Below are 19,246 nucleotides of genomic sequence, written 5' to 3'. Positions count from 1 at the left end.
CAGATGCAGGGAAGTCTGCCTGCGCAGGTCCAACGCCCGCTGTATGACCGCAAGCGCCTAACGCACGGGATCGTTCATATCGGCGTAGGCAATTTCCACCGGGCGCATCAATCGTGGTATCTGCACCGCCTGATGCTACAGGGGCTGGCGCAGGACTGGGCGATTGTCGGGGCTGGTGTACGTTCCTACGACAGGGATATGCGGGCCAAACTGGCAAAGCAGTACTACCTGAGCACGTTGTTCCAGCTAGATCCCGGTGGCAGCTCGGCTGAAATTGTGGGATCGATGATCGGCTATGCCGAGGTCGAGGATGGCAATGGGCCATTGATCGCACAGATGGCAGAACAAGAAATTCGTATCGTGTCCCTTACAGTTACCGAAGGGGGATATTACACGGATCCGGTGTCAAAGCTATTTAACGCGAAACACCCCGATATTGTGCAGGATGCGGAAACCCCGCAAAGGCCGTCTACCGCTTTTGGCGCTATTGTTGCGGCGCTAAAATTAAGGCGGGAGCGCGGCCTTGGCCCATTCACCCTGCAAAGCTGCGACAACCTGCAAGGCAATGGCACGGTCCTGCGTCAAGCCGTTGTCTCTTTGGCTCGGCTCTCGGATCCCGGGCTTGCAGATTGGATCGACACAAATTGCAGTTTTCCAAACTCAATGGTTGATTGCATTGTTCCAGCTACAGGCCCCAAAGAGTTTGGTTTGGCCAACGAACTGGGGCTGGAGGATACTGCACCCGTCTGCCACGAAAATTTTCGCCAATGGGTGATCGAGGATGACTTTTGCGCGGGTCGCCCGGATTGGGACAAGGTTGGGGCCACATTCTCGCAGGATGTTCATGGTTTCGAGGCCCAGAAAATTCGCGTTCTGAATGGTGGGCATCAGATCATTGGCTCCGCCGCCGAGCTCCTGGGTATCGAAACAGTGGCGCAGGCAATGGCCGATGAAACAGTCCGTGAGTTCTTTTTCAAGGTTGAACGGGACGAAATCTTGCCCTGTGTGCGCGCAGTGCCTGGGATGTCGCCGCAGGATTATCTGAAACTGACGGCGCGCCGATTTGCCAACCCAGCCATGGCCGACACCATTAGACGGATAACCTTTGACGGGTCCTCGCGGCATCCGGGCTTTATCCTGCCAACTGTGCGCGATGCACTGGCCTCTGGGACACCAGTTGATGGGCTGGCCCTTGTTGAGGCGACATGGGCACGGATGTGTCTGGGCCTGCGTGAAGACGGCAGTAGGGTTGCCGCCAATGATCCTGTGTGGCCCAAACTCTGTGCCCGTGCCAAAGCGGCCCGCGACAGGCCAAAACGGTGGCTTGAGATGCGGGAGGTCTACGGTGATCTTGGTGACGTTGCGCAATTTGCCAACACCTTTGAAAGGTGGCTGCATAGGCTCTACAAGGATGGCGTAGAGGCCACTGTTGGCCAATATCTGAAAGGCACCTAAATGACGTTTCTCGGAATCGACCTAGGAACATCAGGTCTGCGCGCGTTGCTTGTCAATGAAGAGGGCCAGCCAATCGGGTCGACCGAGCAGCACTATAGTGCAACCCACCCCCAGCATGGTTGGTCTGAGCAGAATCCAGCAGATTGGATTGCAGCCCTGGACGCAGCAATCTGCGAGATGCGCGCGACCTATTCGGAATTCTCCGATTTGCGCGGCATTGGCGTTGCTGGCCATATGCATGGGGCAACCCTGCTGGGCAAGGCAGGTGAGGTCCTTCGGCCCTGCATTCTTTGGAATGACTCACGCTCCCACGCCGAAGCAGGCCAGCTGGATGCAACAGATGGTGTACGCGATCTGTCTGGGAATATTGTCTTTCCGGGCTTCACCGCCCCAAAACTCAAATGGGTCTGCAAGAATGAGCCTGAGGTCTTCAAGGCCATAGCTAAGGTCTTGTTGCCCGCAGCCTATCTCAACTTTTACCTCACTGGTGACTTTGTCGCGGATATGTCCGACAGCGCGGGAACATCCTGGTTGGATGTGGGTAAGCGAGAATGGTCGGACTTTCTGTTGGATGCCAGCCACATGCGGCGCGAGCAGATGCCACGCCTTGTCGAAGGGTCGGAAACGGCAGGCACCCTGCGTAAGGAACTGGCGCAAGAATGGGGGCTGAATGGTGCAGTTGTCGTAGCGGGCGGCGCCGGGGACAATGCGGCGGCAGCCTGTGGGATCGGCGCATTGAATGAAGGCCAGGGATTTGTTTCTCTGGGGACCTCAGGCGTTTTGTTGGCTGCGCGCCACGGCTACCATCCAGCGCCTGAAACCGCCGTCCATACCTTTTGCCACGCTATACCAGGGCGTTGGTATCAGATGGGGGTGATGCTGTCGGCGGCGGACAGTCTGAGCTGGTTCGCGCGTATCTCTGGCCAAACACCTTCTGAACTGACTGCTGCAGTCGGCGACTGCCTGAATGCGCCGGGGGAGGTCCGTTTTCTGCCCTACCTGTCAGGAGAGCGCACCCCCCACAATGACGCCGAAATCCGCGGAGGGTTTACCGGGCTGTCCACTGGTACTACCCGGGAGGATATGACCCGCGCCGTGCTGCAGGGCGTGGCTTTCGGGCTGCGCGACAGCTATGATGCCCTCGCCAGAACGGATGCCAAATTGGACAAGATCATTGCCATAGGGGGCGGTAGCGCATCGCATTACTGGCTAAAACTCATTTCGACATTGTTTGACGTACCGCTGCAATTACCGGTCTCAGGTGAGTTCGGCGCGGCTCTTGGCGGCGCGCGTCTGGGTATGATCGCAGCCACTGGCGTTTCACCCGAGAGCGTCATTACATCCCCTCAGATTAACAAGGAAGTGCGCCCAGACGAGAGGGTGCGCGACTCTTTTGAAGAGGCCTATCAGGGCTTTCGCGCAGCCTATCAGGGCTTAAAGTCCATCCAATGACCAAAACCTGTCCCTTTGCAGAAGGGGCAGCAACAGTTGGGGGCAATCAGGGAAGCCAAGGTCGGGTTTCATTCGGCACGTCCCTAACGGTCACAAGAAAGTCGGTTCAGGCAATATCTCGTGTCGTGATGCGTGCAGATCTTGGCGCCTTGTCTGTGGTGGGCTGGGGGGCTGAAGATTTTTTTCTCCGCAGGTGATCCAAAAATTGCGCCGACCCGTAGATTGGGTATGATGGAAACAGTTTTAGAACATCCCCTTGCAGGCCCGGCGCAAACAGGCCCGCCCCAAACAGGACGTGCCGTGCCGGTTCAAGCTCCGCAAATGTCGCAGGCAACTGTCTGGCTGGTCGCCGTTCGTGACCAGCGCGATAAGGATGCTTTTGGCGCTCTGTTCGATTATTTTGCGCCGCGCCTAAAAGGGTTCATCATGAGGTCGGGCACGGGGGCGGCGCAGGCTGAAGAGATCGTTCAGGACGTGATGTTGACCGTTTGGCGCAAGGCCGAGATGTTTGATCCTCACCGGGCTCAGGCCTCTGCCTGGATCTATCAAATCGCGCGAAATCGGCAGATCGACATCATCCGCAAAGAAAGTCGCCCGATACCTGATGAGTTGGCGCAGGATCCGGAAGCCGAACCGGACGCAAGCCAAATCTTGGCGTTTGATCAGGAAGCGGAGCAGCTGAAAACTGCCTTGGATTTGCTTCAGCCTGACCAGAAAGAGATGATCGAGAAAGCCTATTTGGGGGATCTTACGCATCAGGAAATTAGTGTTCAAACCGGACTGCCACTTGGCACTGTGAAGTCACGGATTCGCCTTGGCCTTAACCGTTTGCGAAGAGAATTGAAGGGGTTGCGATAGATGTCTGCAATCACACACCACATCCCAGAAGACATGATGGCAGCCTATGCTGCTGGCACTCTGCCGCACCCATATGCCATGGTTGTTGCAGCTCATATCTCGCTTTGTTCAGAGTGCCGGGCAGCTTTGGGTGCTTATCATGCTGTTGGCGGTGCCTTGCTGGAAAAGACCGCCAATATTGCTGTGACCAACAGTTTGAAATCCAATGTGATGGCCATGCTGGATGCGCCGGTACAACCTAAACCAGTCTATGACTCACAGGGGATCTATCCAGGGCCAGTGATGGAGGCCCTGCATGGCAGATCTCCGCGTTGGAAGACACTCGGTATGGGCGTGAAACAAAGCATCCTGTCTGAAACAGACAGTGGATCTGTGCGTCTGCTTTACATCCCTGCGGGGCAAGCGGTGCCAGATCACAGCCATAATGGGCTGGAACTCACGCTGGTTCTTCAGGGGAGTTTCAGTGATGAAACCGGCCGCTTTGGAGTGGGGGATGTAGAGATCGGTGACGAGGATCTGGAACATACCCCAATTGCGGATGCGGGCGATGCCTGCATTTGCTTGGCGGCAACGGACGCACCGTTGCGGTTTAACGCCTTCGTGCCGCGACTGTTGCAACCTTTTTTCCGCATCTAGTCACGATGGCAATAGCCCAGTTCAAAGGCCCGCTTTGTGCGGGCTTTTTCTGTTTAACATCCTGTATTTAATAACATATTCGTGAGGTTGAGATCTGCCGGGCTTGGTGGCTCGTACCCTTAGTACGATCCGAAAGAAACGAAAACAAACCTTGTACCTGCTTGGAGAGAGATCATGAAAACCACATTCAAAACCAGCCTTGCTGCCCTGGCCCTGGTCGCATCAGCTGGCGTAACACAGGCCAACACAATCGTAGATATCGCAGCCGGGGACGAGCGTTTCTCGACTTTGGTCGCCGCCGTTGGTGCGGCTGGACTGGCCGATGCTCTGACTGGACCGGGCCCCTTTACGGTCTACGCGCCCACCAATCAGGCTTTTGCTGCCTTGCCGGAGGGAACCGTCGAGACGCTGCTTAAACCAGAAAACAAAGACCAGTTGACCAATGTGCTGTTGTATCATGTGGATGATCGCAAGCTGTCTGCGGATATGATCCCTGCCGGTTCCAACTACTTTAAGCCCCTGCTGACAAGTGAGCGCCTTTGCATAACGGCAGGCGGAGAAGGGGTGAAGATTGCGGATGGATCAGGCCAATTTGCCAATGTCGTTATCGCTGATATTCAGGCTGACAACGGCGTGATCCATGTGATTGACAAGGTCTTGCTGCCTGGAAAACGGCCAGCCTGCCACTAGGCGCACAGGCAGGCCCCGTTTTGTGGCGGGGCCTGTCTATTTGAAACGGTAGACTAACCAATCAGGCAAAAGCGCCAAGGCCTTTATGGCCCAGGAAAAGGGGCGCGGGAAATCGGTCCGAAAGCGGCGATACTCCATGGCTTTGAGCACATGATCGGCGGCCGTTTCAGGTGACATCAGCTGTGGCATCGCAAAATCGTTCTTGTCCGTCAGGCGTGTCTTGATGAAGCCTGGATTGACGATGCGCACAGTAATGCCTGTTCCTCTCAGGTCGTGTCGCATGGTTTCAGCCAGGCTGATCAGCGCGGCCTTGCTGGCGGCGTATCCAACTGCAGCCGGCAAACCGTGGTATCCTGCCAGTGAGCCAACCAGGGTAATGCTGCCTGTGCCTTTGGCGATGAACTGAGGCAAGACATGCCCCAGAACCCGCAGAGCGCCGGCATAATTCACATCCATCATCGCCTGGGCCTGGGCGCTGTCAAAATCCTGGCTTCGCATCGGAACATAGGCTCCGGCATTGTAGATAACCCCGTCGATCTGACCCAGGTCTTTTGCTGCAGCAGCGACAGAGCTGTCATCTGTGACATCCATGGCCAGCGGCGTCGCCGCGCCAAGCGCCCAGCTCAGCTGTTGCAATCGTTCCTGTGATCTGGCGGACAAAATGACATGGGCCTCGGCCCCCACCAAACCTCTGGCAATCTCCCGCCCCAGACCCTCACTGGCACCGATTACCCAAAAGGTCTGACCTTTCAGCGCACTCATGACCCGACCCGTGAGGCTGTGGAGTCCGTGACCAGCGGCTTTGGGGGCTTTGGTTTGCGCATGAATGGTGCCCCTTTGATCCAGAGCTTCAACGCCTGCCAATAGATCAGTGCCACAACCCGAATGGCGCCCAAGGGTCGGCGCAAAGCCACCTTGGCCAAATTCGCTGTAGTGGCAGGGCGGCGCAACCCATTTAGCGTCGCCAAGACGCCCTGGTCGCCATTCTCATAAGAGATGCGGATGTTAAAGGCGCGCTCGGTCATTTCAAAGTTGAAGCGATAGAGGCCTTCTACCTGCTGAAACGGAGAGACATGCATCATCTTCTCAGCTTCAATTTGGTCAGTACGCTGGATGGGAAGAAAACCCTCATGCGCACAGAAATAGCAGTGCCGGTGACCAAAGGTGTTATTCACCTCGGCAATAAAGGCACATGGTGATCCGTCAATCACAGCAATCCAAAAGCTCACAGGATTGAAATGGAACCACAAAAAGCTAGGTTGCGTCAGAAGTAGAAGCTGGGCCCGATCAGCTGGAAACCCGCGCTTAACCAGCTCTTTTCGAAACCAGGCAACGCCCGAGCCTTGGCCCCGCTGCCCACCGTGGTGGCGATCATTCAGCGAGAACAGGTTAAAGCGGTTACGCGACAGGAGCGGCGCCAGGCCTTCCGTTAAATCGGTCAATACGTAATCGACACCATAACGAAAGGCGTTTTTCAGACTGCCACGGCGGGCGTGGTAGGTTTGGGCTGAGACAAGTTCAATCATACCTCAGTTACGCAAAGAGTTGGCGGCTGGATCACTGCGCGACCATTTTTTGTAAGTCAAAAGTGATCCGTGTCTTCAGCCCAGGCGTAATGCCTTCATTATCTGGTATAAACGAGGACAGCATGCTTGATCAAACCCAAGGCCCGCGCCGCAAGGTCGCGATCATCGGAGGCGGCATTTCTGGACTATCCGCAGCCTATTACCTTTCGGCCACTTCCGACGTGACCCTCTATGAGGCCGCGCCAAGGTTGGGGGGGCATGCACGGACCGTTCTTGCAGGGAAAGATGGCAATCAACCGGTGGATACGGGTTTTATCGTCTTTAATTATGCGACTTACCCCTATCTGACGCGACTGTTCCGGGAACTGGACGTTCCGGTGATCAAAAGCGAAATGAGTTTCTGTGCCAGCATTGAAAGCGGTGAAATCGAATATGGGCTGAACAGCTTTGCTGCATTGAGCGCACAGAAGCGAAATCTGATCAGGCCGCAATTTTACAAGATGATCGCCGATATCCTGCGCTTTGGCAAAGAGGCCGAGGCCGCAGCAACAGATGACAGCAAGACCATTGGCGAATTGGTGGAAGAGCTGAAGCTTGGGTCGTGGTTTCGCGACAATTACCTTCTGCCTATGTGCGGAGCGATCTGGTCCACTCCAGTGACCGACGTGGACAGCTTCCCGGCAAAATCGCTGATTTCGTTTTTCCGCAACCATGCTTTGTTGGCTGGAACTGGCAAACATCAGTGGTGGACCGTCAAAGGCGGCAGCATCGAATATGTGAGCCGTCTGGAAACCGCCCTCATTGCACGGGGCTGCACTCTTCGTACCGGTGCTCCGATTGAACAGGTGACCAGAGACAATCGCGGCGTTTCTCTGTTGGTTCAGGGCCAGGGGAGGCAAGACTTTGACGAGGTGGTTTTTGCCTGCCATTCTGATCAGGCACTTAAAATCCTGGGACAGAGCGCGACCGGTGCGGAAATTGCGGCATTGGGGGGCATCCGCTACCAATCCAATACAGCCGTACTACATTGTGACGAAGGGCAGATGCCGAAGCGCCGCAGCTGTTGGTCGAGCTGGGCCTATCGCAGCCAGGATGGTGGCGTCGGTGTCACCTATTGGATGAACCGGCTGCAGAATATTCCTGAAAGCGACCCGCTGTTTGTGACGCTCAATCCAACCCGAGAGATCCCCGCGACCAAGATCTATGATAAGGTCGAGTTTGCCCATCCTGTCTTTGACCAGGGGGCGTTGCAGGCTCAACGTGAACTCCGGGCCATGCAGGGACAAAACCACACATGGTTTGCGGGCGCTTACAATCGCCATGGCTTCCATGAAGACGGAATTGCCAGCGCGATGCGGATTGTCCGCATGATGAACGCCTCTACCTCTATGACCGCAAAAGGATCCCAATATGACATTGACGAACCAAGCGATGAAAACGCAATTCCTGGAGACCTGCGCGCAACTGCGTGAGGGACGCCTTACCCTGCGCACCCCGGACGGAGCGCGGTATCAGTTTGGCGATCACGGCCCAGAAGCAGAAATGGAAATTCGTGACTGGGCAGCGGTCTCGGCCATGGCAGCCCACGGGCAAGTCGGATTGGGCGAGGCCTATGTTCAGGGGCTTTGGGACACGCCTTCGATAGAGGGGCTGATGTCACTTGCCATGGTGAATCGTGAACATCTGGGTAACTATGATCACGCCAGCCGTTTCAACCGCGCAAAATTTCGCATTGTTGACCGCATCCTGCGGGCCAATTCCAAACGCGGATCACGCAAGAATATCCGCGCGCATTATGATGTTGGGAATGAATTCTACCAGCTCTGGCTGGATGAGGGCATGACCTATTCCTCTGGTATTTTTGGCGATTCGGGCGATGACCTCGCCCAGGCGCAGACCCGAAAAAATGAGCGCGTCCTTTCCCGGCTCAATCAGGGGGAGCGGGTGCTGGAAATTGGCTGCGGCTGGGGCGGCTTTGCTGAACAGGCGAGCGCCGAGGGGCGCGATGTCACAGGCGTGACGATTTCGCGCAATCAACATGCCTATGCGGATTGCCGCCTGGATGGGCGCGCAGATATCCAGTTGCGGGACTACCGTGATGTCCAGGGACAATTCGACAATATCGTCTCTATCGAGATGATCGAAGCCGTTGGAGAAAAGTACTGGCCGAGCTATTTTTCTGCGCTCAAGCAAAACCTGTCGGCGGGTGGTCGCATCATGCTGCAGGCCATTACGGTGCCCGACAGTTTCTTTGAGACCTACCGAACCTCTTCGGACTATATCCGGCAATATGTGTTTCCAGGTGGCATGCTCTTGTCCGATCAAGTGATCGCAGACCAGGCCAAGCAGGCCGGATTACAGGTGAAAAACAACTTTGCCTTCGGTGAGGACTACGGCAAGACCTGCCGAATTTGGGCCCAGCGTCTGGTGGCGCAGAAACGTAAAATCAAAGAGCAGGGCTATGATGAAGGATTTTTCCGCAACTGGCAGTACTACCTAGAAATCTGTGCAGCCTCCTTTGCGATTGGACATACCAATGTCGTCCAGGTCGAGCTGGCACATGCGTAGCCTGTTGCTTTGGACCTGCCTGTGCCTGGCACCCATTGTTGCGGGGGCTTCGCAGCCAAGTAACCTGCCACGCGGGGCAGAGCAGCGCGGCGAAGCGGCGTTCAGTTTCTTGGGGTTTCAGATCTATAAGGCCCGCCTGTTTACGCAGGGCGGTCAGCCGCTGGATTGGTCTCAGGATTTTGGGCTTGAGCTCACCTATCAGCGCCGATTGAGCCAATCTGATCTGGTGGAGGCAACGCTGCGAGAAATGGCCCGCATGGGCAATGCTTTGCCCATTCGGGGCCAGTTGGAGCAATGCTACCAGCCTGTTGCGCCCGGAGACAGCTATCTCGCGGTCAGTGACGGACCAGACCGGTTGACCTTTTGGCGCAATGGGATTGCGGTCTGCACCTTGACCCAAACCGACATAAGAACCCGCTTTATGGAGATTTTTCTGGGCGAAGACAGCCGGTCAGCACGGTTTACGCGGGCACTCTTAGGCCAATGACGCATTATCCGAGGGTCAGCCTCTATGCCCTGGTTTTGGCCAGTGCAGGGATCCCATTGTACATTCATCTCCCGCAGTTTGCGGCAACCGATCTGGGTCTCGGGCTTGGCACTTTAGGGACCGTTCTGCTGGCGATACGAGCCTTTGATCTTGTGCAGGATCCTTTGATCGGATGGGCGGTGGATCGATGGCCAGAATACCAATCCAGATTTGGCTGGGCAGCAGCTCTCGGCTTGGCGGTGGGTTTCCCGCTGTTGTTTGGCTTGCAGCAGGGGCCCTATTTGCTGGCCAAAATGATCTTGGTCCTGGTGCTGCTGTTTTCGGCCTATAGTCTTGGCATGATCTTGCTCTATGGGCGCAGTGCAACATTGAGCGTTTCAACGAAACCGCGAGATTTGATGACACTTGCCGCCTTTCGCGAAAGTGGCATGCTGGTCGGCGTCATCCTGGCGGCCATTGCCCCTGCGTTTCTGGTTGGGCTGGGTGCTCAGGGGCAGGGGTATGCGGCCTTTGGTCTTTTCTTAGGAGGCCTCGCTGTTATTGCCGCCTTATTGACCAGGCCGATCTGGAGACGTCAGGCCATGGTGGGGCAGCCTCTTCGGTTCGCCAATCTGTGGCAGTCCGGTGCGACAAACCTACTGGTCCTGGCTGTGCTAAATAGTCTGCCGGTGGCGCTGACCTCCACCTTGTTTTTGTTTTTTGTGCAAGACTATCTGGCACTGCCGCAGCTGGCGGGCCCCCTCCTGGTGCTGTTCTTTCTGTCTGCGGGGCTTAGCGTGCCGCTGTGGACCCTGCTCAGCCGCAGGATTGGTGCAAAGCCGACGCTGCTAATTGCCATGCCTTTGGCGCTTACCAGCTTTGTAGGGGCTGCGTTTCTGGAACCAGGGGATGCGGTGGGTTTCACTCTGATCTGCCTGGCCTCCGGCGCGGCGCTTGGCGCGGACATGCTGCTGTTGCCGGCGCTGTTCAGCATCGCCTTAACCAAAGCTGGTCTCAGCGCGGGGGCTGCCTTTGGGATCTGGTCCTTTGCCGGCAAACTTGCCCTCGCCCTTGCGGCTGCAATCGCTTTGCCCCTGCTGGAGTCCCGGGGGTTCACCCCTGGAAGAGCTAATACAGAGACCGCGCTGGCGGCGCTGGTCACCGCCTATGCCATCCTTCCCTGTATCCTGAAAACTGTGGCCTTCTGCTATGCGCTGAGGCTGCCTACCGAAAGTTCGTCGTGATGAAATTGCTTGCTGCCTGTCTCGTGATCTTGCTTATCGCTGTGATTGCCAAAACCTATCTGTTCAGTTTCCGCTTTCAGTCCCCGCGGGACTATGCGCAAACCGGGCCCGCGTTCGATCTTAAGACACATCTGTCAGGGGAGATCCTGTCCGAAGGATTGATCTTTGGCCCAAATGGCAAAATGACCAATAGTTTCACTGCCAAAATGGTCGGGTCCTGGCAGGGGGATACCGGCACGCTGAGCGAAGAGTTCACCTATTCAAATGGCAAAACACAAAGCCGGAAATGGTATCTTACCCTCGGCCCCGACAACACCTTTACGGCCAAGGCTGATGACCTGGTGGGGGAGGCGCAGGGCGTTGTCTCCGGGTCAACTGTACGTTTGAGCTATGAGATCATTCTCCCTGCAGAGTCTGGAGGGCACACCCTGCAGGCCACAGACTGGATGTACCTAACAGCAGATGGTGCGATTATTAACAAATCCGAGATGCGCAAATTCGGCCTGAAGGTCGCCGAACTCATCGCAACAATGCGGCCGATGTGAATTTATCTCACATGGCAGACGCCCCAATGTGGGATTTGCACCCTCTGTACGGCCCTTTGGGCGCAGAGCATTTGACCTGCTGAGCCCATGAGAGTAAGCCTGAGGCAATTCAGGATGACAGGAGCTACGCGACCCGATGCAGGTCATTTTTCATTGCGGCGCACATGGAACCGAAGAAGATCGCCTCCTCAAGACATTGCTCCGTAACAAAGACCGCTTTCGCCTTCATGGAACCGTCGTGCCGGGCCCAGGCAAATATCGCTACCTTCTCAAGGACTGCATCGCTGCTTTGCAAGAGGGGCAGGCCACCGCTGAAGCCCGTGATGTGCTATGGGATGCGATCCTGGAAGAGGAGCAGGCAGACAGAGTTTTGTTGTCCAACGCCAATTTCTTTGGCTCCCAACGTCAATCGCTCAACGGGAGCCAGTTTTATCCAGAAGCTGAAGAGCGGCTTTTGGCCCTGCAGCAACTGTTCGCACAGGACCAACTGGAGCTGTTCATTGGTTTGCGAAACCCGGCGACTCTTTTGCCTGGGCTTTTGGAAAACGCGCATCCAGACCGCAAAACCCGTGTGCTGAGTGAACTTGATCCCTATAGGTTGCGTTGGTCGGATCTGCTGGCGCGCCTGCGGCAAGCGGTTCCTGAGGTGGCTCTCAATGTTTGGTGTTTTGAAGATATGCCGTTGATCTGGGCGCAGATCATCCGCGACATGTCCGGCTTGGAGATGAATGAGCGTCTGGACGGGGGCATGGATCTACTCGCGGCCATCATGAGCCGCGAAGGAATGCGCAGGCTGCGCCAGTATCTGGCCCAACACCCTGAGATGTCAGAAATGCACCGGCGCCGTGTTTTTGCGGCCTTCCTGGACAAATATGTCCGCGAAGACCAGTTGGAAGAGGAAATTGACCTCCCCGGTTGGAACGAAGAAACCGTCGAGGCGGTGACGCGGCTCTATGAAGAGGATATGGAGACTGTGCAGCGCATCCCGGGTGTCACAATGATCGCTCCGTAATCCTGCATCTCTCCCGGAACTGGCTGTGATGCTTGATCCAGGGAAGACAGGGAATAGCCCCTTCGCGAGACCCATATTGGGGGCATGAGCGAAATCAGGCCGCGTGGCTGCGAACGTTTTCGGCATCCACGGTCAGATGATAGGCTTGGCATGTTTCACCACCCACTTCGAGGCGGGGCCCTGCCGGAGAGATCGTCAGACCAGTGCGGCGCATAAGCAATCCGGCGGTAACTGAGGTCAGGCAGATATAGGCCTTGATGTTCCAGGTTTCTGCCAGGCGCGCCAGGGTCAAGCCGATTTCAGCTCTAATGCGCAGCCGGTCGCGGCTGCTCAGCGTATCCGTCACAAAAACCCTGCTGACTTCCCATATACCGGAATCTTGCGGCGCTGTTTCGTCTAAAATGTTCTCAGGCATGTCTGGCAATAGCCCTAGCTGGGCATCGCGCAGCATGTAGCTAGCGTTGAAATTATGGGCAGTTGTCGGGGTCACACGCAGGCCACCATAGACCGTTAGCCCGTCGTGTATGACGCTATATATGCTTTCTGGGGTGTCATATTGGTCAAACTCCAACCCACGCGTGTTGGGCAGTTTCCAGCCACGGGTCTCAATGAAGTGGTGATACCTGGCGCGTAGCAACGCGGTGAACAACGTTCCGGTTTGTCCCAAGTTGTCAAAGGTGATTTCTGTCGATTGCATTGGGGTGCCTACCCACTTGTTGTTTGAATCGATCAAGACAGTGCCGTGAGGGATTCGATTGAGTTTAAATCAACTTTTACAGGCAATCGTAAATTTTACATTAACTTAACAGCGTTTGTACCAGGGTCGTCTACTGGGCTGAACGCGCTGGAGGTATGTCTGGCTGAGAGATCAAAGCGGTCTCTTGGCTCATTGCGGCAACGCTACGGATCTCAGACAAGAGCACCGCTTTCTTCACGGGCTTGGCGATATAGCTCTGTGCGCCAAGTGCCATAAAGCGATCTCGGTCTTCAGGTGCGGCGTTGGCCGTCAGCATGACCACGGGTGTTGCAGCAATCTGTCCCCCCCGGCGGGCCATCTCTACCAGGGTTTCCTCACCATCCATGACTGGCATCTTCATGTCCAGCAAAACCATATCTACAGGGCGCTGTTCCAGACACTCCAGTGCCTCTGCACCATTCTCGGCTTCGATGATCTCGACATTGCTTTTCTTCAGAAAGGAGCGGACCACCATCCGATTGGACTGGGTGTCATCGACCAGAAGGATGGATTTGACCCCAAGATCCTGGTCTTGGTCCAGAGGGAGGGCATGAACAGTGCTCTGAATTGGTGCCGTGGCAGGCTGGGCGGTTTCGGGCTGGCTGAGGACCTTGATCTTACAATTGAATGTGAAACAGCTGCCCAACATGGGAATAGTGCTGACAGTGATATCACCGCCCATCATCTTTGCGAACCGCCGCGCAATGGCGAGCCCCAGGCCCGTCCCCGGAACCGTCGGCGCATTCTTATCCTCAACCCGGTAGAACTCGGTGAAAAGATGCGGCACCTGCTCGGCGGCAATGCCGCGTCCAGTATCCGAAACTTGGATGGTCAAGGTTGTGAGGTCTTCGTCGGGTTGAGCGGACACATGGATCTTGACCTGCCCTGATTCAGTAAATTTGACGGCATTGGAGACAAGGTTGCCAATCACCTGCCTGAGCCGCTGAGCGTCAAACTGGGCATAGGAAGGCACAGAGTCGTCGAAACTGAGATCAAACAGCAGCCCCTTTTGTTCAGCTGGGGCCCGAAACATCTCTACTGCGCTGGTGATTTCAGCCCGCGGTGTCGCCGGGGCTAGGTTGACCTCTATATGCCCGGATTCCACTTTGGCGTGGTCCAGGATATCGTTCAAAATACCGGTGAGAGCCTGGGCGGATTGTTGCAATAGCTGGCTGCGCTCCCTCCGGGTTTCGGGGTCGGCATCTTCTTCGTCCATGAGTTCAGCCATGCCGCAAATGGCATTGAGAGGGGTCCTGATCTCATGGCTCATAGAGGCGAGAAAACGGCTCTTGGCGCGGCTCCCGGCCTCCGCGGCGCTTAGGGCATCACGCAGCCGGTCGGTCATTTGATTGAGCGACCACATGCTATGGGCCAGGTATCCCGCTCCGAGCACCAGTATGACCACGGCGATGCCGATCTCTACCGGGGTGGCAAAGGAGTGCAGAAAACTGACGATCATAAACGCGACAGCGCAAATGATAGGTAACGCGGTCACCAGGCCAAAAAGCATCCATTCTGCACGGGCAACTACACTGTGGTTAAGCGCAATCACCAAGAGCATGGTGCCAGCCAGCTTTGGAAAGGCCTCAGGCTGCAAGAAGAGCAGAAGGGGGATGCTGTTGAATAGCAAGATGCCAAAGAACGCAGATGTAATGAACAGTGTCACCCCCGCCATTGTGACTTTGCGTTCCAACGAGCGATATACAACGAGGCCGACGAGCTCGATAAAGGCGATCCCGAGGTAGAGTAGGCAAATGATCTGAAGCGGAAGATAGTAAAGCGACAGCAATGCAACGACTGTGATTGAGGCAAAGCGAGAGGGCAGGTCTTCGCGGACCAGCCTGTTCTGAGCCGACACCGAAGCCTTAAGGTCTGGTGATAAAATCAACATTCGCATTATCCTTGCGGCGTCCTTCACATCGTTCCTTCTTGGCCAACCAAACGCCGATAACAACCATTCACCAATTTTTGCATAGCTTACCGCATAAAAGTGTGTGGTCCCTTAACCAAGGTGATCCTGCCCAGGGATGCAGAGCGAGTTCTCCCCAATTTCACCTAGAGTAAGTGTTGCCTGTTGGGTGCCTGGTGATCAAGCCCGTCAATCGTTCAGCGGTGCTCCCTTTGGGGGCTAAGCACACATTTTAGCTTTAAAATTGTTTTAACTCGCCGGGAAATGACGCTGTGTCATGGCTCAGTTAAATAAAATCTCATGGAAACCTTGACATGCACTTGCATGTTTTGGGCGTGCGATTTAGACACGCTATCCAAACGCCTCGCCAGCCCCGATTCAGGGCAAGCCCAGCACGAACCTGAATCTTGGGGAATATTATGGCTGCTAAAACCGCTGTGCTTCGCGCTCGTCTTTTGTGTGGGACCGCTCTGTCTGTCTGGATCGCACTACCTGTTGCCGGGCAGGATCTGGAAGACGAAGTTTTCTCGTTGGATCCGATTTATGTGCGTCAGCAAGACGACAGGGGCAACGCCGCTGATCGTGCTTCTTCGGTCTACGTCGCGGACGCTGAACTGGAACGCTCTCGTATGGGGGACGTGAAGGATCTCTTTGCCGGGATCGCCAGCGTTTCTGTCGGCGGAGCTATTCCGTTGGCACAAAAGATCTTTGTGAATGGTGTGGATATGTTGAACCTCGCCATCCAGGTGGATGGCGTGTCGCAAAACAACCGCGTATTCCACCATGTAAGCGCCAATGCCTTTGACCCCGGCTTGATGAAATCTGTCCGGGTCGATCCTGGTGTTGCACCGGCGGATGCAGGGCCGCGTGCAATGGCTGGTCGCGTGGTGATGGAGACTGTTGACGCTGAGGATGTCCTTACCGAAGGTCAGAGCATCGGCGGGGTCGCCCGCCTGAGCTATTCAGACAACGGCGACACAGCACAGGGATCCTTGACCCTGGCAGGAGAAAGCAACGGTTTCGAGATCCTCGCCTATGGCAAACGTGCCACCGGTGATAATTACAAAGACGGTAGCGGTGTTGAAATGACCGGCACCGCGGCAAACCTAACTACGGGTCTGCTGAAATTGGCCTATGAATCTCTGCAGGGACATCGCGTTGAATTCTCAGCACAACAGATCGAAGACAACGAGATCCGCAATATGCGGCCAAACTTTGGGCCCAGCGTTAGCGGAGAATACGCGTACCTGACCACGCGCAGCAACTTTTCTCTGCGCTATGAAAACGTGAACAATACAGGACTCTGGGATCCATCGGCGACACTTGGCTATTCTGTCACAGATATTGACCGGCCAGACGATGCCTATGGCAGCTCCACCTTTTCGACCTCGCGCACCTATTCGGTTGTCTTGCAGAACGAATTCCATCTTTCGCAGAACAATACCATCACTGCCGGTGTCGATTTTCAGAACCGGGAAACCTCCATCGAGGGGAGCTGGGTTGCCCCAGATAGGGCCCGCGAAAAGTCTGATAACATTGGTCTCTTTGCGCAGGCGCGTCTCGAGCCGACGAACCGGCTGAGCCTCTCTGCCGGGGCGCGCTATGATTGGCAGGATTTCACCGGCTATCAGTGGCTTAGCACAGATGCGGTTCATAACTCTTCCCATAGTGGCGCCAGTGGAAACCTGTCTTTGGCCTATGATCTGACCGACGACTTTTCGGTTCGCGCCGGGTATTCGAATGTGTTTGGCGGCATAGATCTGGGCGACAGTTTTGAGTTTTGGCTCACGCGAGACTATTCCGGCTTGCGCGCTTCTAGGGCTCAGAACATCATTATCGGGGCAGACTGGACGCCGGGCGCCTGGACGGTCAGCGGGGAGGTGTTCCAGACCGAATTTGACGATGCGCGCGATGGCACGACGACAGTCGATTTCAAAAGTCAGGGCGTGAACCTAGGGGCAACCTATGGCTGGGCAAGTGGTTTTGCGCGCCTGACATATTCCTATAGCGAAGCCGAACTGAATGGCGTGCCCTCCAGCAACTACGATCTGCGGGATTTTGGTGCTCCGCTTGGGCATATTATCGCCTTGGAAGTGCAACAGGAGCTGCAGCAGTATAACATGCTGGTCGGCGGCAGCCTGCAAGCAGCGGCCTCCTATGACCCACAAGGCTCTTATGCCGGGCAAGCCATCCCAGGCTATCAGGTCGTCAATCTTTTTGCAGAATATTCTCCCCCGTCCTTGAATGGGGTGACTATTCGCGGCAGCATCAATAACCTGTTCAATGAAAACTATGCAGACCGAGCAACCTATGGCGGTGAGTTTACAGGCTTTAGCACGATGAACGAGCCTGGCCGTACCCTGCTGATCGAGGCCGTCGCCCGTTTCTAGTAGCCTAGCCCGGAGGCCCCGCTTTCTGGGCGCCTCCGGGCAGCAGTTTGATCAAGAGCCGGGACAGCTGGTAGGCTTCGTCCGTTGTCATATGGGGGCCGATCTCGGCCTGCATGGCGTCCCAGTAGACCGGCCAGATTTCGCCGTGCAGCCCTTTGCCTTTGTCGGTCAGAAACAGGATCTGCTTGCGCCGTCCGTCGCTGATGAATTGACGGCGCAGCAGGCCTTTTTGCTCCATCCGGGAAATATGGCGCGAAAGCGCATATTGGGCGACAAAGAGTTTGTCCTCTAGCGCGGCCATGGGCTGGCCATCTTTGCCTGCCAATTCGACCTCCAACAGGATCTCATACCAGATTGGATCATTGATCCCGCAAGCCTTGAGAGCCTTGGCGATACGCGGCAGGAACTTACGCTGGGCGCGCATGATATTGAACCACACACGGTTGTAGGACACGACAGGGGTGTCGTCTGCGAAAAACTCTGCGTCGCTGGAGCGCTCATCTCTGGCTGTCATGGGGGAACCTACCTGGTTGTACCAGACCCATTCTAGTCGGCGGTGAGATGTGAGTGCAACACTACTGCTGGAAAAAACAACGAAAAGCCAAAATGTTAGCAGGATGTGAGGCCAAAGGGGTCTGAGCCGAAGTGCTGAGGGCGGTGGCCGGGTTTCACTCTGGGCTTGGTTCGTTGAGAAGCGACAAGGCTCTCTAGCTATTGGCGGTGACCCTGCCGAAGAGGTCTAGATCCCCCCCCACCACAGAAGCGCTGGACAGGGCAAAGACAATTGAATACTGACGGGGCCACCCACCCCCGCAGAGCCAGCTTCGGTCAGCCATGCAATATTGATGGAGAAATCAATGTTGAAATCGCTGACTCTCATTGCGGCCCTCGTCTGTGGATCTGCAGCTGTGGCACAAACAGTTGAGGTTCGTACCTTCAGAGGTCTGCAGCAGGCAGAGGCACAACCTGAAAAGGTTGCTGTTTTTGATCTGGCTGCTTTGGATACCCTTGTTGCACTGGGGGTGAAACCCGCCGGTGTGATTGGTAATCTTTATGTAGATTATCTGGATAAGGGGGTTGAGGGCGCGGAAGTCGTGGGTTCATTGTTTGAGCCCGATTTTGAGAGCATCTATGCGCTGCAGCCGGATCTGATCCTTGTTGGCGGGCGCTCCTCCGATCAGGCAGAGGCCCTTGCAGATTTTGCACCGACTCTGGACATGACCATCGACGGCGACGATCTGGTGCAAATCGCGCTGCATCGCCTGGAAGACTATGGTCATCTGTTTGGCAAGGAGGCCGAAGCAACAGCCCTGCGTGACAGTTTTCTGACCAAGCTTGAGGCGACCAAATCGCTCGCCCGGGGCAAGGGTACAGCGCTGCTGATCATGACCAATGGCCCCAAGATATCTGCCTTTGGCGCCATGGGACGTTTTGGCTGGCTGCATTCAAAGCTGGAGGTGCCTCAGGCCGCGGAGGGCTTGGGGGAGAATTCTCATGGCGAGGCGATCTCGTCAGAGTTTATCCGGGATGCCAACCCAGATTACCTTTTCGTGGTCGATCGGCTATCGGCAATCGGGCAGGGGGGGGAAGACGCCAAGGCGACACTCGACAATGATCTGGTGCGCCAGACCTCCGCCTGGAAAAATGGTCATGTGATCTATCTGGACGCTGCGAGCCTCTATATCGCTGGTGGCGGCATCCAGTCGATGAACCGGGTTCTGGATCAACTGATCTCGGCCTATGAGGGCAATGGATAAGC

At 55.8% G+C, this 19,246-nt stretch carries 18 protein-coding genes; 13 read left to right on the top strand and 5 right to left on the bottom strand.

The genetic code is table 11. From position 1 onward, the window contains the following. The first annotated feature begins 3 nt into the window (after positions 1 to 3). From MED193_RS07795 to MED193_RS07775, 5 genes are all read left to right on the top strand, one after another. Positions 4 to 1,455, top strand: coding sequence for a mannitol dehydrogenase family protein (locus MED193_RS07795; protein WP_254655441.1), 1,452 nt, complete (start codon positions 4 to 6; stop codon positions 1,453 to 1,455). Beyond that, positions 1,456 to 2,907 carry a xylulokinase gene (gene xylB / locus MED193_RS07790; RefSeq protein ID WP_009809143.1) on the top strand — a complete coding sequence of 484 codons (1,452 nt, stop codon included), beginning with the start codon at positions 1,456 to 1,458 and terminating at the stop codon, positions 2,905 to 2,907. A gap of 228 nt (positions 2,908 to 3,135) precedes the next feature. After that, positions 3,136 to 3,765, top strand: coding sequence for a sigma-70 family RNA polymerase sigma factor (locus MED193_RS07785; RefSeq protein WP_039966756.1), 630 nt, complete (start codon positions 3,136 to 3,138; stop codon positions 3,763 to 3,765). After that, complete coding sequence (locus MED193_RS07780) at positions 3,766 to 4,401, top strand: ChrR family anti-sigma-E factor (protein ID WP_009809141.1); 636 nt, start codon at positions 3,766 to 3,768, stop codon at positions 4,399 to 4,401. 174 nt (positions 4,402 to 4,575) lie between these two features. Beyond that, positions 4,576 to 5,091 carry a fasciclin domain-containing protein gene (locus MED193_RS07775; RefSeq protein WP_009809140.1) on the top strand — a complete coding sequence of 172 codons (516 nt, stop codon included), beginning with the start codon at positions 4,576 to 4,578 and terminating at the stop codon, positions 5,089 to 5,091. 36 nt (positions 5,092 to 5,127) lie between these two features. Here the strand turns inward: MED193_RS07775 and MED193_RS07770 are convergent, their stop codons facing one another. Then, entirely contained in the window at positions 5,128 to 5,853 is a 726-nt protein-coding gene (locus MED193_RS07770; protein WP_009809139.1) for an SDR family oxidoreductase, read from the bottom strand. After that, on the bottom strand, positions 5,850 to 6,617 hold the full coding sequence (locus MED193_RS07765; RefSeq protein ID WP_009809138.1) for a DUF1365 domain-containing protein: 768 nt from the start codon (positions 6,615 to 6,617) through the stop codon (positions 5,850 to 5,852). The genes MED193_RS07770 and MED193_RS07765 overlap by 4 nt, the downstream gene beginning before the upstream one ends. Positions 6,618 to 6,739: 122 nt before the next feature. On the opposite strand from MED193_RS07765, the gene MED193_RS07760 reads away from it, so the two are divergent. The 6 genes from MED193_RS07760 (at position 6,740) to MED193_RS07735 (ending at position 12,452) form a co-directional block, all read left to right on the top strand. After that, a complete protein-coding gene (locus MED193_RS07760) occupies positions 6,740 to 8,089 on the top strand; it encodes an NAD(P)/FAD-dependent oxidoreductase (RefSeq protein WP_009809137.1) in 1,350 nt (449 codons plus the stop codon). After that, positions 8,028 to 9,185: a cyclopropane-fatty-acyl-phospholipid synthase family protein gene (locus MED193_RS07755; RefSeq protein WP_039966007.1), complete on the top strand. Its 1,158-nt coding sequence runs from the start codon at positions 8,028 to 8,030 to the stop codon at positions 9,183 to 9,185. The genes MED193_RS07760 and MED193_RS07755 overlap by 62 nt, the downstream gene beginning before the upstream one ends. After that, complete coding sequence (locus tag MED193_RS07750; RefSeq protein WP_009809135.1) at positions 9,178 to 9,672, top strand: hypothetical protein; 495 nt, start codon at positions 9,178 to 9,180, stop codon at positions 9,670 to 9,672. Before MED193_RS07755 ends, MED193_RS07750 begins: the two co-directional genes overlap by 8 nt. Further along, positions 9,669 to 10,895: an MFS transporter gene (locus tag MED193_RS07745; RefSeq protein WP_009809134.1), complete on the top strand. Its 1,227-nt coding sequence runs from the start codon at positions 9,669 to 9,671 to the stop codon at positions 10,893 to 10,895. Before MED193_RS07750 ends, MED193_RS07745 begins: the two co-directional genes overlap by 4 nt. Further along, positions 10,895 to 11,440, top strand: a complete 546-nt coding sequence (locus tag MED193_RS07740) for a DUF3833 domain-containing protein (RefSeq protein WP_009809133.1) — start codon at positions 10,895 to 10,897, stop codon at positions 11,438 to 11,440. The genes MED193_RS07745 and MED193_RS07740 overlap by 1 nt, the downstream gene beginning before the upstream one ends. 136 nt (positions 11,441 to 11,576) lie before the next feature. Next, complete coding sequence (locus tag MED193_RS07735; protein WP_009809132.1) at positions 11,577 to 12,452, top strand: hypothetical protein; 876 nt, start codon at positions 11,577 to 11,579, stop codon at positions 12,450 to 12,452. A gap of 94 nt (positions 12,453 to 12,546) precedes the next feature. Here the strand turns inward: MED193_RS07735 and MED193_RS07730 are convergent, their stop codons facing one another. Then, positions 12,547 to 13,149: an acyl-homoserine-lactone synthase gene (locus MED193_RS07730; RefSeq protein WP_009809131.1), complete on the bottom strand. Its 603-nt coding sequence runs from the start codon at positions 13,147 to 13,149 to the stop codon at positions 12,547 to 12,549. A 130-nt stretch (positions 13,150 to 13,279) separates the two neighbouring features. Next, positions 13,280 to 15,079 carry an ATP-binding protein gene (locus tag MED193_RS07725; protein WP_009809130.1) on the bottom strand — a complete coding sequence of 600 codons (1,800 nt, stop codon included), beginning with the start codon at positions 15,077 to 15,079 and terminating at the stop codon, positions 13,280 to 13,282. Between the two features lie 437 nt (positions 15,080 to 15,516). Here MED193_RS07725 and MED193_RS07720 point away from each other — a divergent pair, with 437 nt between their 5' ends. Further along, on the top strand, positions 15,517 to 17,487 hold the full coding sequence (locus tag MED193_RS07720) for a TonB-dependent siderophore receptor (protein WP_009809129.1): 1,971 nt from the start codon (positions 15,517 to 15,519) through the stop codon (positions 17,485 to 17,487). 4 nt (positions 17,488 to 17,491) lie between these two features. Here the strand turns inward: MED193_RS07720 and MED193_RS07715 are convergent, their stop codons facing one another. Further along, the gene (locus MED193_RS07715; protein ID WP_009809128.1) at positions 17,492 to 18,001 is read right to left on the bottom strand and encodes a MarR family winged helix-turn-helix transcriptional regulator; all 510 of its coding nucleotides are present in this window, start codon (positions 17,999 to 18,001) and stop codon (positions 17,492 to 17,494) included. 343 nt (positions 18,002 to 18,344) lie between these two features. On the opposite strand from MED193_RS07715, the gene MED193_RS07710 reads away from it, so the two are divergent. After that, positions 18,345 to 19,244, top strand: coding sequence for a siderophore ABC transporter substrate-binding protein (locus tag MED193_RS07710; RefSeq protein ID WP_009809127.1), 900 nt, complete (start codon positions 18,345 to 18,347; stop codon positions 19,242 to 19,244). Positions 19,245 to 19,246: the final 2 nt, after the last annotated feature.

This window comes from Roseobacter sp. MED193 (genome assembly GCF_000152965.1).
Classification (GTDB): Bacteria; Pseudomonadota; Alphaproteobacteria; order Rhodobacterales; family Rhodobacteraceae; genus Pseudophaeobacter.
The sequence above is the reverse complement of the archived record's forward strand: the minus strand, read 5'-3'. Positions and strand labels throughout refer to the sequence as shown.